This window comes from Cucumibacter marinus DSM 18995, assembly GCF_000429865.1.
GTDB lineage: Bacteria > Pseudomonadota > Alphaproteobacteria > Rhizobiales > Devosiaceae > Cucumibacter > Cucumibacter marinus.
Map to the genome: position 1 here is coordinate 88,036 of NZ_AUCR01000011.1, position 13,133 is coordinate 101,168.

15 protein-coding genes are annotated in these 13,133 nt (G+C 62.3%); 6 read left to right on the forward strand and 9 right to left on the reverse strand.

The window, feature by feature from the left end; translation table 11 throughout:
* The first annotated feature begins 17 nt into the window (after positions 1 to 17).
* Both G489_RS0108580 and rlmN read left to right on the forward strand, forming a co-directional pair.
* Positions 18 to 578, forward strand: coding sequence for an invasion associated locus B family protein (locus G489_RS0108580; RefSeq protein WP_051332442.1), 561 nt, complete (start codon positions 18 to 20; stop codon positions 576 to 578).
* 102 nt (positions 579 to 680) lie between these two features.
* Positions 681 to 1,877 (forward strand): 23S rRNA (adenine(2503)-C(2))-methyltransferase RlmN, encoded by a 1,197-nt coding sequence (gene rlmN, locus G489_RS0108585; protein ID WP_029041205.1) that lies wholly within the window; start codon positions 681 to 683, stop codon positions 1,875 to 1,877.
* A 24-nt stretch (positions 1,878 to 1,901) separates the two neighbouring features.
* Here the strand turns inward: rlmN and G489_RS0108590 are convergent, their stop codons facing one another.
* The 8 genes from G489_RS0108590 to G489_RS0108625 form a co-directional block, all read right to left on the reverse strand.
* The gene (locus tag G489_RS0108590) at positions 1,902 to 3,056 is read right to left on the reverse strand and encodes a winged helix-turn-helix domain-containing protein (protein ID WP_029041206.1); all 1,155 of its coding nucleotides are present in this window, start codon (positions 3,054 to 3,056) and stop codon (positions 1,902 to 1,904) included.
* A gap of 153 nt (positions 3,057 to 3,209) precedes the next feature.
* Positions 3,210 to 3,965: an iron ABC transporter ATP-binding protein gene (locus tag G489_RS0108595; RefSeq protein ID WP_029041207.1), complete on the reverse strand. Its 756-nt coding sequence runs from the start codon at positions 3,963 to 3,965 to the stop codon at positions 3,210 to 3,212.
* Positions 3,962 to 4,981, reverse strand: a complete 1,020-nt coding sequence (locus G489_RS0108600; protein WP_081691472.1) for an iron chelate uptake ABC transporter family permease subunit — start codon at positions 4,979 to 4,981, stop codon at positions 3,962 to 3,964. The genes G489_RS0108595 and G489_RS0108600 overlap by 4 nt, the downstream gene beginning before the upstream one ends.
* The gene (locus G489_RS0108605) at positions 4,974 to 5,933 is read right to left on the reverse strand and encodes an ABC transporter permease (RefSeq protein WP_029041209.1); all 960 of its coding nucleotides are present in this window, start codon (positions 5,931 to 5,933) and stop codon (positions 4,974 to 4,976) included. Before G489_RS0108605 ends, G489_RS0108600 begins: the two co-directional genes overlap by 8 nt.
* Before the next feature lie 74 nt (positions 5,934 to 6,007).
* Positions 6,008 to 6,949, reverse strand: coding sequence for a siderophore ABC transporter substrate-binding protein (locus G489_RS0108610; RefSeq protein WP_029041210.1), 942 nt, complete (start codon positions 6,947 to 6,949; stop codon positions 6,008 to 6,010).
* A 309-nt stretch (positions 6,950 to 7,258) separates the two neighbouring features.
* Positions 7,259 to 8,284, reverse strand: coding sequence for a GlxA family transcriptional regulator (locus G489_RS0108615; protein WP_051332443.1), 1,026 nt, complete (start codon positions 8,282 to 8,284; stop codon positions 7,259 to 7,261).
* Between the two features lie 22 nt (positions 8,285 to 8,306).
* Positions 8,307 to 8,867, reverse strand: coding sequence for a cysteine hydrolase family protein (locus G489_RS0108620; protein ID WP_029041212.1), 561 nt, complete (start codon positions 8,865 to 8,867; stop codon positions 8,307 to 8,309).
* Positions 8,868 to 8,979: 112 nt separating this feature from the next.
* Positions 8,980 to 9,639: a LysE family translocator gene (locus G489_RS0108625; protein WP_029041213.1), complete on the reverse strand. Its 660-nt coding sequence runs from the start codon at positions 9,637 to 9,639 to the stop codon at positions 8,980 to 8,982.
* Positions 9,640 to 9,797: 158 nt separating this feature from the next.
* Here G489_RS0108625 and G489_RS0108630 point away from each other — a divergent pair, with 158 nt between their 5' ends.
* Positions 9,798 to 11,012 (forward strand): argininosuccinate synthase, encoded by a 1,215-nt coding sequence (locus G489_RS0108630; protein ID WP_029041214.1) that lies wholly within the window; start codon positions 9,798 to 9,800, stop codon positions 11,010 to 11,012.
* A 75-nt stretch (positions 11,013 to 11,087) separates the two neighbouring features.
* Here the strand turns inward: G489_RS0108630 and G489_RS0108635 are convergent, their stop codons facing one another.
* Positions 11,088 to 11,381, reverse strand: a complete 294-nt coding sequence (locus G489_RS0108635) for a DUF2218 domain-containing protein (protein WP_029041215.1) — start codon at positions 11,379 to 11,381, stop codon at positions 11,088 to 11,090.
* Between the two features lie 539 nt (positions 11,382 to 11,920).
* On the opposite strand from G489_RS0108635, the gene G489_RS0108640 reads away from it, so the two are divergent.
* The 3 genes from G489_RS0108640 to G489_RS19710 are packed head-to-tail and all read left to right on the forward strand — an operon-like array spanning position 11,921 to position 13,126.
* The gene (locus G489_RS0108640; RefSeq protein ID WP_029041216.1) at positions 11,921 to 12,406 is read left to right on the forward strand and encodes a hypothetical protein; all 486 of its coding nucleotides are present in this window, start codon (positions 11,921 to 11,923) and stop codon (positions 12,404 to 12,406) included.
* Positions 12,397 to 12,819 (forward strand): hypothetical protein, encoded by a 423-nt coding sequence (locus G489_RS21765; protein ID WP_051332444.1) that lies wholly within the window; start codon positions 12,397 to 12,399, stop codon positions 12,817 to 12,819. Before G489_RS0108640 ends, G489_RS21765 begins: the two co-directional genes overlap by 10 nt.
* Positions 12,797 to 13,126, forward strand: coding sequence for a hypothetical protein (locus G489_RS19710; protein WP_051332445.1), 330 nt, complete (start codon positions 12,797 to 12,799; stop codon positions 13,124 to 13,126). The genes G489_RS21765 and G489_RS19710 overlap by 23 nt, the downstream gene beginning before the upstream one ends.
* The last annotated feature ends 7 nt before the right edge of the window (positions 13,127 to 13,133 follow it).

Sequence of the window (13,133 nt, forward strand, 5' to 3'; positions counted from 1 at the left end):
ACAACCCAGCGCCCTTCATGACCGTCACGATCCTGTCCCGCTTGCCCCGCCTTTCCGTTCTTCCGAAAACCGTTCGCATCGCCCTTGCCGGGTTTGCGGCGCTGATCGCCGTTGCCGCGTTCCAGGCGCCGGCCCAGGCCCAATCGGTGCGGCTGATCGGGGATTTCCGCGATTGGTCGGCCTATACCACGGCGAACAGCGCCGACCGGCTGTGTTTCGTCAACTCCCAGCCGGTGGCGGTCGAGCCGCAGCTCGAAGGGCTTTCCCAGGCCTATGTCTATGTCACGCACCGGCCGTCGGAAGGGATACGCTACGAGATCAACCTGGTGGCAGGCTATGAATTCGCGCCCGATACCCTCGCTGAGGCGCAGATCGGGGGACAGCGGTTCTCGATGTTCACCGAAGGGGATGCGGCATGGCTCGAGGATGCGAGCCAGAGCGCCAATATGGCTGCGGCCATGCGCGCCGGGTCCTCGCTGGTGATCGAAGGCACCTCGGTGCGCGGGGTCAAGGTACGCGAGACCTTCTCGCTGTCGGGGGCCACGGCGTCGATGCGCGCCATTGACGGCGAGTGCTAGGCGTCCGGAACGCCGGGCGTTCGCCGCGCTAGGCGAATTTGCGGTTTTGTGTTAGAGCGGCGCCCGCACGCTCCATTGCATTGTTGAAAGACGGTTTGAGCCATGTCCGTTGCGCTCGACATCTCCCATGATCGGCATCCCGCGCCGGCGCCCAAGCGCCAGGCGCTATTGGGGCTGGATCGCGCGGAAATCGGATCGGCGCTGACCGAGATCGGTCTGCCCGAAAAACAGATCCGCATGCGCACCGCGCAGATCTGGAACTGGCTTTATGTGAATGGCGTCAGCGATTTTGAGGCGATGACCAATATCGCCAAGGATGTGCGGGCCAGGTTGGCCGAGCGCTTCGTCATCCAGCGCCCGGAGATCGTGACCGAGCAGGTCTCGACCGATGGCACCCGCAAATGGCTGTTCCGCTTCACCGATCCGGAAAATCCCAACCAGCCGCCGGTCGATGTCGAGACCGTCTATATCCCCGAATCCGACCGCGGCACGCTGTGTGTCTCGTCCCAGGTCGGGTGCACGCTGACCTGCACCTTCTGCCATACGGGTACACAGAAACTGGTGCGCAATCTCACCGCCGGCGAGATCGTCGGGCAGGTGTTGATGGCGCGCGAGCGGCTGGGCGATTTCCCGGGTGGCGAACGTCCCAAGGACGGGATCACGCCCAAGGGTGGCACCCGCGCGGTCACCAATGTCGTCATGATGGGCATGGGCGAACCGCTCTACAATTACGAGAACGTCAAGCGCGCCCTGCTGCTGATGGCAGATGGGGAAGGCATTTCCCTGTCGCGCCGCCGGATCACGCTGTCAACTTCCGGCGTGGTGCCGTTCATCGACAAGATCGGGGAAGAAACCGGGGTCATGCTGGCGATCTCGCTGCATGCGGTGCGCGACGAATTGCGCAACGAGCTGGTGCCGATCAACAAGAAATGGCCGATCGCCGAGCTGCTTGAGGCGTGCCGGAACTATCCGGGCCTGTCGAACGCCAAGCGCATCACCTTCGAATATGTGATGCTCAAGGGCGTCAATGATTCAGTCGCGGACGCCCGCGAACTGGTGCGGATGCTTGATGGGATTCCGGCCAAGATCAATCTCATCCCGTTCAACCCCTGGCCGGGGTCAGAGCATGAATGCTCGGACTGGGAACAGATCGAAAAGTTCGCCGATGTGGTCAACCTGGCCGGCTATGCCTCGCCGGTCCGGACCCCGCGCGGGCGCGATATCTTTGCCGCCTGCGGCCAGCTCAAATCCGAGAGCGAGCGGCTGAGCAAGAAAGAGCGCGACGCGCTGGCGGGCTAGGGTCTGGACTCTGGAGCGCTTTTCTCAGCACTCCATCACCACTTCATCGAGCCCCAGCCATTCGGCGAGATCGGCGAGTTCGGCGTCGAGCTCTTCTACCGTCTCCGCCGGGGCCTTCGGCTCGAAGTGCCGGGACCGGACAAGAAGCCGGGACCCGGCTCGGTCGGCCTTGACGTCGACCCTTGCCACCAGGTGCCCGTTCAACAGGAAGGGCAGGACATAATAGCCATATTGGCGCTTGTCCTCGGGCACATAGATCTCGATGCGATAGCGGAAGCCGAAGATGCGTTCGGCGCGATCACGCTCCCAGACCAGCGGATCGAAGGGTGCCAGAAGCGCCCGTGTGCGCGGCCGGGCCGGGCAGGTGGCGTCGCGATGCAAATAGGCCTCGGGCCAATTCTTCACTGAACCCGGGATCAGCGTGCCGGCTTCAACCAGCTCCGCGATTGCTGCTTTCGATTCGGCGGGGCCGAGGCGGAAATAATCGCGCAATTCGCCTGGCGTGGCGATGCCCAATGCCCGGGCCGAGATCTCGATCAAGGCCCGGTGGGCTTCAGCCTCGCTGGGGACCGGGGCGTCGTAATACTCGGCGGGAATAACGCGTTCAGTCAGGTCATAGACCCGCTCGAAATTTTCGAGCCTTGTCGCGGTGGTGACGTGACCGGCATAGAAGAGCCATTCGAGATAGTGCTTTGATTGGCTCCATTCCCACCAGCCGGTATTGCCGCTTTCAAAGGCAGAGGCGGGCAGGGGACCTTCGTTTCGGATGCGCTCGAGAATAGCCATCGCCTCGTGGCGCTCTTCAGTGGCGATGCGGCGCAGGGCCCTGTAGCCCTCTTCGCCCCGGTCGGCGCGGGCCATGCGCCAGCGCATCAGCGGGAAATATTCAAGCGGGATCAGGGACGCGGCATGGCCCCAATATTCGAACAGGCGGCGGCGCGAATTGCGCGCCCAGGCCATCTGGTCGAGCATTGACCGGTCATAGGCGCCGAGCCGTGAGAAGGCGGGCAGATAGTGGGCGCGGGAGACCACATTGACGCTGTCGATCTGGTAGACGCCGAGCCGGCCGGTGTTCTTTGTCAGGTGATGCCGGCGCACCGTTTCGGGTCGTTTCCGGCCAAACCCCTGTGCCCCCAGTGCGATGCGGCGGGCTTCGCCCGGCGTGATGCGTTCAGTCATATGCCCGGCCTCTGCGTCGCTGGAACAAGACGGGAACACTGACAGATTCGGTATAGAGCGCCAAGCAATGAGGTTGGACCGGCTTGGCGCTCTCGTCCTTGTTTTGTCGCGTTTCCGAACGGTGAACCGGCGTCCACTTCACCTGGAAACGCTCTAGAAATACACCCCGATCCGCCGCCCTTCGATGTCGTGGACCGCGACGTCGACCTCATAAATGTCCTTGAGGGTCTCGGGCCGGATGATGGCGCGGGGGCTGCCCTGATGCAGCACGGCGCCATCGCGCATGGCCACGATATTGTCGGCGTAGCAGGAGGCGAAGTTGATATCGTGCAGCACCAGGACGATGGTCTTGCCCCACTCGTCGGCCGTGCGGCGCAGCAGCTTCATCATGCCGACCGAATGCTTCATGTCGAGATTGTTGAGCGGCTCGTCGAGCAGCACATAATCGGTGTCCTGGCACAGCACCATGGCGACGAAGGCGCGCTGTCGCTGACCGCCGGAGAGCTCGTCGAGGAAGCGCGCCGCGAAAGGCTCGAGTTCGAGAAAAGCCAGCGCCCGCTCGATATGGTCGTTGTCTTTTGTGGTGAGGCGGCCCTTTGAATAGGGATAGCGACCGAATGAGACGAGGTCCCTGACCGTCAGCCGGGCGGTGACGTGATTGTCCTGCCTCAGGATCGACAGGCGCCGCGCGAGGCGGTCGGATGCAGTTTCTACGACATCCATCCCATCGACTGTGATCTGGCCGTGATCCATGGGCAAGAGCCTGGCGATCATCGACAGGAGTGTCGATTTGCCGGCGCCATTGGGGCCGATCAGCGCGGTCACCCCGCGTGGCGGCAGGGCAAGAGAGACATTGTCGACGACCGGGGTGTCGCCATAGCGCTTGGTGACATTGTTGATGACGATCATCGGGCCGCTCCGCGAACCAGCATGAGAATGAAAACGATGCCGCCGATGAACTCGATGATGACGGCGAGGTTGGCCCCGAAATCGAGCCCGATCATGAGGCTCATGACGTGGTCGAGCAGGAGCTGCCCGCCAACAAGACAGATCATGGCGAGGAGCGCTGCGACCGGCAGGATGACGGCGTGGCGGTAGGTCGGGGCGATGAGATAGGCCATGTTGGCAACCAGCAGGCCAAAGAAGGTCACCGGTCCGACAAGCGCGGTCGAGACCGAGACGAGGAGCGTGACCAGCGCCAGTACGAGGGTCACCGCCCGTTTGTGGTCGAGACCGAGATTGAGCGCGGCTTCACGCCCGAGGCTCAACACATCGAAGACGTGCAGGAAGCGCCAGGCAATGGCGGATACCGCGATCAGAATAAGAGCGGTGATCGCCAGCAGATCGGTTTCGACCGTGTTGAAGCTGGCGAAATAGCGGTCCTGAAGAAAGGCGAATTCATTGGGGTCGATCATGCGCTGCATCAGATTGGTCAGCGATTGGAAAAAGACCCCGAGGACAATGCCGATCAGCACGACGAGATGCAGCGAACGGACCGCGCCGGTGAAGATGAAGCGGAACAGCAGGCCGCCAAACAGCATCATCACGGCCGTTTCGAACAGGAACATCACCTGTGGGCTTTGCGCGGCGAGCCCGGTCGAGCCGATGAAGAAGACCATCAGGGTCTGGATCAGCATATAGAGCCGGTCAAAGCCCATAATGGCCGGGGTGAGGATGCGGTTGCCGGTGACGGTCTGGAACAGGACCGTCGAAATGGCGATGGCAAAGCCGATGAGGATGAGGGCGGCAAGCTTTTTGCCGCGATAGGCGAGGACAAAGCTCCAGTCGCCTTTTGCGCCCACGGTCATGAACAGGACCGACAGGATGATGACGGCGAGCGTGAGCCCGGCGAGCAACCTCCAGTGCCGGGCGATGGCGCCGATGCGGGGCGTGGCAATGGTCGGTTGGGCGTCGGTCTCAGCCATGGGCCCGCCCCCGGTTGATGAGAAGCACGAGGAACAAGGCGCTGCCGACGACCCCGACAACGGTGCCGATGGGGATCTCATAAGGGTAACGGATCAAGCGCCCGGCAATGTCGCAGGCCAGCACAAAGCCCGAGCCGGTCAGTGCGATCCAAGGCAGGGCGCGGCGCATATTATCCCCGATGAAGAGCGAGACGACATTGGGCACGATCAGCCCGAGGAACGGGATCATGCCCACGGTGACGACCACCGTGGCGGTGACGAGCGAGACGATCACGAGCCCAAGCGCCATCACGCGGCGATAGGCAAGGCCGAGATTGGTGGTCAGTGCTTCCCCGAGCCCGGCAACCGTGAACCGGTCGGCGGCCAGATAGGCGAGCGCGGTCAGTCCCGCGGAAATCCAGAGGAGCTCATACCGCCCCTGCAGGACACCGGAGAAATCGCCGGTGGTCCAGGCGGAGAGCGATTGAAGCAGTTCGAATCGCAAAGCGAAGAAAGTGGTGATGGCGTAGAAAACGCCGCCGAGCATGAGCCCGACCAGCGGCACAATCAGCACAGATCGATACTGGATGCGATTGAGGATGGTGATGAACAGGGTAGTGCCGGCGAGCGCGAAAAGGGCGGCGGAGAGCATTTTGACAAAGACCGGGGCGCCAGGTGCAACGATGGTGACGAGCAGGAGCCCGAGCGAGGCGGATTCGAAGGTGCCGGCGGTCGAGGGTTCGACGAATTTGTTGCGCGCCAGCATCTGCATGATGGTGCCGGCCACCGCCAGCGCGGCACCGGCAAGGATCAGGGCCAGGGTGCGCGGGATGCGCGAGATCAGGAGAATCTGGGTCGCGCGTCCGCCTGGATCGCCAGCCAGTAGCTTGGCGATCGAGACATCTGAAATGCCCACGAACAGGCTGGTGATCGCGAGCAGGACGACAGCGATGGGGGCGAGGGCGCGGATCATGGTGATGGGCCAGCACAAAGCGGAGCGCGCCGGACGGGCAGGTCCGGCACGCTCCGAGGCGGGATAGCCGCCGATTATTCGGCGGTCAGGGCCGCATCGAGATTGCCGGCGATGGCGTTGAGGTTGGCGAGGCCGCCATTGACGATGTACCAGCGGACCGGGTCGATATAGACGATCCGGTCGTTCTTCCAGGCGTTGGTTTCGTGCACCAGCGCATTGTCGAGGGTCTGCCTTGCCGACGCGCCATCGGTGGAACCCACGCCGGCGTCACGGTCGATGGCGATGATCCAGTCCGGACTGGTCTCAAGAATGAACTCGAAGGAGATCGCTTCGCCATGGGTGGCGGCGTCGACGTCCTCGATGGCCGGGGTCAGGCCAAGCGTGTCGTGCACGAAGCCGAAGCGCGAGCCGGGGCCATAGGCCGTCACCTTGCCGCCCGAGGTCAGGACGATGAAGACGGAGCCGAGATCGGCGGCCTTGGCCTGAACCGAGGCGATCTTTGCATCGAGTTCGGCTTCAAGGGCCGCGACTTCGTCCTGCTTAGAGAAGATCTCGCCAATGATCTCGCTATTCGCCTTGATGGAGGGAACGAAATTGTCCCACGCGTTCGACAGATCGATGGTCGGGGCGATTTTCGAGAGCTCTTCATAGGCCGTGGAGGAGCGCGCCGCGACGATGATCAGGTCGGGCTGGGCGGCGTTGACGGCTTCATAATCAGGCTCGAACAGCGACCCGATTTTCTCGTAGTCGTCGCCGGCATATTTGCTCAGATGCTCGGGATAGACCGCGGCAGGCACGCCATCGACTTCGATGCCGAGCGCATCGAGGGTATCGAGCGCGGCGAGGTCATAGGTGAACACCTTTTGCGGGTTCACCGGCACTTCGGTCGTGCCCTGGGCATGGGTGATGGTAATGGTCGATTTGCTGGCGTCGCTCTGAGCGTATGCCGGCAGGGTGACGAGGGCGCCGGCAATAAGGGTGGCGGCAAGCGTCAGGCCGAAGGGCTTGAAAGTCATTGGTCTCTCCTTCCGGGGTCAAGGTCCGGTGGTTAGCGAACCCCGTCGAGCATGGAGAAACGAAGGCCGATCTGCCCCTGTGGCACAGAATGACGGGCCTGCTGCCCGGCAAGCGCCGGGTGGCGAAAACGCTCTCCGATCAACGGGATTCAAGGTCCCGCCATCGCGATGGCACGCCAGTCCTAGCCGGGCTCAAAATCAATTTCAACTTATTTTTCAATAACTTAGAAGCATTCCAAACTGGAAATGGAAAACCAAGTGAAATCAGTTTGTTAACGGATGAAGTGAATTGGCGCTGCCCTGCGGCCTTCAGGAGGCACTGGTTTGATGCCGGTATCGGCTCGGCGCGGCGCCGTAGCGGTTCTGCCAATGCCGGCGCATCTGCCGGGTCGAGCCGAAGCCCGACCGCCTTGCGATCTCCTCCATATCGAGCCGCGACCCGGTGACCAGCTCATGGGCGCGCGCAAGCCGGATCGCGGCGACGTAGTCGGAGACCGAGAGACCGGTTTCGGCGTTGAACAGGCGGGAGAGGTGGCGCGGGCTGGCATGGACCAGCCTTGCGATCGAGGTGACCGACCAGGGGTGGGCCGGATCGGCGGTGATCGCATCCTGGGCCTTGTGAATGGCGGGATGGATGTGATTGCGGCCGACGAGGAACGGAGAGAGCTGCGGGTCGCCGCCCGAGCGTCTGAGATAGACAACCAGATCGCGGGCGATGGACGCGGCAATCGCCGGGCCGCAATCCTTCTCAGCCAGATGCAGGGCAAGGTCGATCCCCGCGGTAATGCCGGCACTGGTGAGAATCTGGCCGTCCTCGACAAACAACCGGTCGTCATGCACCCGCGCGTTCGGCGCGGCCTCGCGCAGCGCGTCGAGGGCATCGAAATGCGTGGTGCAGTCGCGCCCGTCCAGCAGCCCTGCTTCGGCGGCAAACAGTGCGCCGGTACAGATCGAGACGATCCGGTGACCGGGCCGGTGCACCTGGCGCAACCAGGCGGAGATTTCCCGCCGGGCTTTGAGCGTCTCGGTGGCGTCATGCGTTGCAATGGCCGGTCTGGCCGCCATCGGCACCCGAGCCGTGCCCGACAGGATGATGGTAACGCGCTCGGGCAGGGTTTCCGGCAAGGGCAGGAGCGGGCCGAGCGCCAGCCCGGCCGAACTCCCGATCGTCTCCCGCGGCCCGAGAAATGTGACCTCATAAACGGTCCGGCCCGCCTCGGTATTGGCGACGCGAAACACTTCGAGCGGCCCGGCAATATCGAGCAGCAGGGTTTGCGGCGGCAGCACGAAAAAGACCGGCCAGGGTGCCTCGGATGTGGGATGGTCGATCCTCATTTCGGGCTTCGCTGGCCTCATCTCAGGCGGCGCTGGCCTCGGCCAGTCCCAGGGCTTGCTCGACCGTTGCGATACGGGCGAAGCGGCCCTTCAAGACCATCTCGGTGTGCGCCTTGATGGTTTCGGGCGACGCTGTCTCGCCATTGGGCAAGGTCATGGGGAAGGTCAGGGTTGCCTCGGTCACATAGTCGACCGCATAGCCGAGATCGGAGCCGTTGCGGGCGGTGGTCTCGCAGCATTGCTCGGTGCGGATGCCGCAGATGATGAGCTTTGTGATACCGCGCTGGCGCAATTCCAGTTCCAGCGGCGTGCCGACAAAGGCGCTGTGGCGGGTCTTGTTGATCAGCGCGTCCGGGGTGATGTCGATGCCGTCAAGCGTCGCCACCAGCCCGCTTGCGGGATCGAACGGGCCGCCATCGACCTGATTGTGAAAGATCTGGATGACCGGCATTCCACCGGCGCAGGCGCCGGCAATCAGGGCGTTCACGCGCTCGGCAAAACCGGGCAGGTCGTCGTCACGCCAATAGGGAGCCTTGAGAAAAGATTTCTGCACATCGATGACGAGAAGGGCGGTATCGGACATTTTCGGTCTCCGGTTTGAAGTCTATGCTGTGAGCATAGACCCCGCAACCGGGGAGAAAATCACCGAAGTGGCCCAATCTCGGACATTTCGCGCCAAAGCCAGGGGCGAGGTGTCAGGTGGCCGCGCGGCTGTGCGTGGTCAGGATCAGCGCCGCAAAGGCCGCAAAGACCCCGGCAAAGCTCCAATTGACGATGCGGCGGGTCCAGACCGAACGGGCGAACAGGTTGGCTACAGCGCCTGCGGCCAGAACGATGGCAAAGGCGGGGGGCAGCGAAACGATGATGAACTCGGCGCCCAGAAACAGCAGCTTGCCGGTTGCGGCCGGGTCGTCGCGTGAAACGAACTGGGGCAGGAAGGTCACGAAGAACAGAACGATCTTGGGATTGAGAAGGTTGATCCCGACGCCGGTCCAGAAGCTGGCCCACAGGCTCGGCGCCGGGGCGGAACCGCGGGCCGTATCGAGCGACAGCCCGCCTTTCGAGCGGATTGCCTGAAAAGCGAGCCAGAGCAGATAGACCGCGCCGGCGGTTTTGAGCACCAGAAAGGCAGTGGGCGCGGTGGCGATGAGGATCGAGATACCGAAGGCAACCAGCGCCGTGTGCACCATCACCCCGCTCAGCGCGCCGCTCATCGAGGCGAGGCCATGGGCGCGCCCGTGCTGAATGGCCTTGGAGAGCGACAGCGCCATATCCGGCCCCGGCGTGATGCACAGCACGAAGGAGGCCACGGCGAAGGACAGGATGATCGGCAGGTCGGGCACGAAATCGGGCATGGATTGAGCCTTGGGAATGGCGATATCGGATCGGGTGGCAGCATTGATGGTTCGGCCCGGTTTGTCGAGACCGGAACGGATTTGCCTTATCCGTTGCGGTTTGACGGGGGTTTGACTAGGTTGCGCGCCAAAATCGCCCCAAATCCGCGGAAGTATCCATGTCCAAAGACGTCAACAAGGTCGTGCTTGCCTATTCGGGCGGGCTCGACACCTCGATTATCCTCAAATGGCTGCAGGCCGAATATCAGTGCGAGGTGGTGACTTTCACCGCCGATCTCGGCCAGGGCGAGGAACTCGAGCCGGCCCGCAAGAAGGCCGAGATAATGGGCATCAAGGAGATCTATATCGAGGATCTGCGCGAAGAATTCGTGCGCGACTTCGTGTTTCCGATGTTCCGGGCCAATGCGCTTTATGAAGGGGTCTATCTGCTCGGGACCTCGATCGCCCGGCCGCTGATTTCCAAGCGGCTGGTTGAGATCGCCCATGAGACAGGCGCCGACGCCATCTCGCATGGGGCGACCGGCAAGGGGAACGACCAGGTGCGGTTCGAACTCTCCGCCGCTGCCCTTGATCCCGGCATCCGCGTCATCGCGCCGTGGCGCGAATGGGATCTGCAAAGCCGGACCCGGCTGATCGAATATGCCGAACAGCACCAGATCCCGGTGCCCAAGGACAAGCGCGGCGAAGCCCCGTTCTCGGTCGATGCCAATCTGTTGCACACCTCGTCCGAGGGCAAGGTGCTGGAAGATCCGGCGGAGGCGGCGCCGGATTATGTCTATCAGCGCACTGTCGATCCCGAGGCGGCGCCCGACGCGCCAGAGTTCGTCACCATCGGCTTCGAGAAGGGCGACGCGGTCTCGATTAATGGCGAAACGCTATCGCCAGCCATGGTGCTGACCAGGCTCAACGAACTCGGCGGCAAGCATGGTGTGGGGCGGCTCGACCTGGTTGAGAACAGGTTTGTCGGCATGAAATCGCGCGGGGTCTATGAGACGCCGGGCGGGACCGTGTTGCTGACCGCCCATCGCGGCATCGAATCGCTCACGCTCGACCGCGGGGCAGCGCATCTCAAGGACGAGATCATGCCGCGCTATGCCGAGCTGATCTATAACGGTTTCTGGTTCTCGCCCGAACGCGAAATGCTGCAGGCGCTGATCGATACCAGCCAGGAGCTGGTGGCCGGCGAAGTGGTGGTCAAGCTTTACAAGGGGTCAGTGTCGCTGGTCTCGCGGACGTCACCGAATTCGCTTTATTCGGAAGATCTGGTGACCTTCGAGGAAGGCGGCACCTATGATCATCACGATGCCGAAGGCTTCATCCGGCTCAATGCGCTTCGGTTGCGCACCTATGCGGCGCGGCGCCAGAAGGGCTGATCGTTTTTCGATATCCGACACGACAAGGGGAGCGCCTGGCGCTCCCCTTTTTTTATGGTCCGTGTCGGCGACCGGTCAGGCCGCGGCAGCCTCGGTCCAGGAAATCTCGATCTCTTCGCGGAACGCGAAATTGGGCAGGTGGCGGTCGATCACGTCGCGACCGCGCGCCAGGCCTTCCTCATCCTCGGCGGTCACATTGATCGTGAGGGTCTTGCCCTCAGCCGCCATGGTGCAGGGACCGGCAGGGAAATGCACGGTGCCGGTCTCGGTATCCCATTCGGCCTCGACCTTATGCTGGAAGTGCTTGCACATCTGCTGGAGGTATTTGGAGGCGTGGTCGGTGGTGATGGTGGCAGTGCTCTTGAGCATTGAAGTCTCCAATCCGCGGGGGTCAAAATCCCCGTAATCGTTATTAGCGGTGCAAGGGCTAGACTGCGCCGATTGAAAAATCAACCAGATCGCGGGTGGGGTTACTTCGCTTGAGCATTTGGTCTTGCCCTGGTGGCTGATTGACCTGCAGACCTGCGGCGCGGTTCCGCATTTTTGGTGTGGGACTGCAAGTCCTCTGCCGGATGGGCCGTGCGGTCGGACAAATTGCCGACAGTCGTTGGTAAGCAAAATGTCCCGAATTCGGACAGGATCGCGAATCGCGTTCTTGCCTGCGGAGAATACGGATATCCAACGCATTACCAATTGCGCGTATTGGTTGCTTGGTGGTTGCCGTATTTCTACTTAATTTACAGAAGACCTAATTAAATAAGCAGTGAATACTTCATAAGTTAAAGATCGTAGGGTTATGTAACTAAACAAAAATCTACCGCTTAATGGCCTGTTAACCATGGAAGAACAGGCTATTCGAGGAAGAGCGGAAAACGTCCTGCTCTCTCACTCACCAGCGGAGATTTAAGATGCGTAACACCCTGTTTGGCGCAGGGGGCCTCATGGCTATTGCCTCGATTTGCGGCCTAGCACCCGCCCACGCCGAAGATGTGATCTTTTCCGCCAACCTGACGGGAAGCTGCACCCTGGCTCTGACAACGCCGGGTGTGTTGACCCTGTCGGGAGATGGGCAGACCCTTGGCAGTGAGGAAACGCTTGGTGTCCCCGCCACGCTGACCATCTTGTCCATAGGCAGCAATACCGTGACAGTCGGCGCGCCGTCTCGGACAAGCGCGCCGCCGGCGGGGTATTCGAGCGGAACCGAAACGGTCGAGGTGACCTATCAGGGGACCGGGCTGCTGTCATCGGTCTCCCAGGGTTACACGGAGAGCGAGACCAACTTTGGCGTCGGCACTATTGCCTTGACCGCGGTGACCTTCAACAGCCGCATCCTCAACAGCAGCGGGTTCGCCGCGGGCTCCTACACCGTGGAATCGGTCGTGACATGCAGCTAGCCCGATATCTTGCCCCGCTGGGCCTGGTGGCGCTGACGGCCTTCGGCTCGATCTCCGCCGCACACGGGCAATCGCTTTCACCCATGCGCAAAGACGGCCTGACCTTGTCCGACATGAAGGGTTTCAGGGTCGCGGTTTCCAATCCCTATCAAAAGCGGATGGCCTTTGTGCTCGAGGTGATGGATCCCGAGTTCGAAACCCCGGTCGGCGATGCGGTGGTGCAGCCTGCCCGTCTTGTGCTGGCGCCCGGATACGGGCGTCACGTCATCCTCGCGTTCAAAATCCCGCCTAACCAGAAGGAGCGGACCATTGGCCTTTGCGTTCGACCTGAAGAAATCTCTGGCTCGATCCTGCCTCGCGTGTGCGGCACTTTTGTCGGCCGCCGCGCCCATGCCGCCAGCGCTGGCGGCTGACGGGCTGTTTCTTCCGGCGGCACCGACCGGGCCGGGAGGCGAGGATTCGATCACGACCTCGACCGGCATTCGCTGTTCGCAGTCGATCAACTCGAACGGTGCCTATCTCGACATGGGCGTGGTGGGCGGCGGGCTCAACGCCTATCTGGGCGAAGGTTCGGGCATCGAGAGTTCGGCCATCGGTTATGCGCGGGTGGTGGTGCCGCTCGGGCGGCGGCCTGAGCGGCTCGACTGCAACGAAATCTACGCCCTCGAAGTGCAGCGGCTGAAAGAAGAAATCAGGCTTTTGAAGATCGGACTCGAGTAGCGGCGGA

What these genes read in the sequence shown, in the direction of transcription:
- G489_RS0108580 (WP_051332442.1), top strand. Translation starts at nt 18, where the DNA reads ATGACCGTCACGATCCTGTCCCGCTTGCCCCGCCTTTCCGTTCTTCCG.
- rlmN (WP_029041205.1), top strand. Translation starts at nt 681, where the DNA reads ATGTCCGTTGCGCTCGACATCTCCCATGATCGGCATCCCGCGCCGGCG.
- G489_RS0108590 (WP_029041206.1), bottom strand. Translation starts at nt 3,056, where the DNA reads ATGACTGAACGCATCACGCCGGGCGAAGCCCGCCGCATCGCACTGGGG.
- G489_RS0108595 (WP_029041207.1), bottom strand. Translation starts at nt 3,965, where the DNA reads ATGATCGTCATCAACAATGTCACCAAGCGCTATGGCGACACCCCGGTC.
- G489_RS0108600 (WP_081691472.1), bottom strand. Translation starts at nt 4,981, where the DNA reads ATGGCTGAGACCGACGCCCAACCGACCATTGCCACGCCCCGCATCGGC.
- G489_RS0108605 (WP_029041209.1), bottom strand. Translation starts at nt 5,933, where the DNA reads ATGATCCGCGCCCTCGCCCCCATCGCTGTCGTCCTGCTCGCGATCACC.
- G489_RS0108610 (WP_029041210.1), bottom strand. Translation starts at nt 6,949, where the DNA reads ATGACTTTCAAGCCCTTCGGCCTGACGCTTGCCGCCACCCTTATTGCC.
- G489_RS0108615 (WP_051332443.1), bottom strand. Translation starts at nt 8,284, where the DNA reads ATGAGGATCGACCATCCCACATCCGAGGCACCCTGGCCGGTCTTTTTC.
- G489_RS0108620 (WP_029041212.1), bottom strand. Translation starts at nt 8,867, where the DNA reads ATGTCCGATACCGCCCTTCTCGTCATCGATGTGCAGAAATCTTTTCTC.
- G489_RS0108625 (WP_029041213.1), bottom strand. Translation starts at nt 9,639, where the DNA reads ATGCCCGATTTCGTGCCCGACCTGCCGATCATCCTGTCCTTCGCCGTG.
- G489_RS0108630 (WP_029041214.1), top strand. Translation starts at nt 9,798, where the DNA reads ATGTCCAAAGACGTCAACAAGGTCGTGCTTGCCTATTCGGGCGGGCTC.
- G489_RS0108635 (WP_029041215.1), bottom strand. Translation starts at nt 11,381, where the DNA reads ATGCTCAAGAGCACTGCCACCATCACCACCGACCACGCCTCCAAATAC.
- G489_RS0108640 (WP_029041216.1), top strand. Translation starts at nt 11,921, where the DNA reads ATGCGTAACACCCTGTTTGGCGCAGGGGGCCTCATGGCTATTGCCTCG.
- G489_RS21765 (WP_051332444.1), top strand. Translation starts at nt 12,397, where the DNA reads ATGCAGCTAGCCCGATATCTTGCCCCGCTGGGCCTGGTGGCGCTGACG.
- G489_RS19710 (WP_051332445.1), top strand. Translation starts at nt 12,797, where the DNA reads ATGCCGCCAGCGCTGGCGGCTGACGGGCTGTTTCTTCCGGCGGCACCG.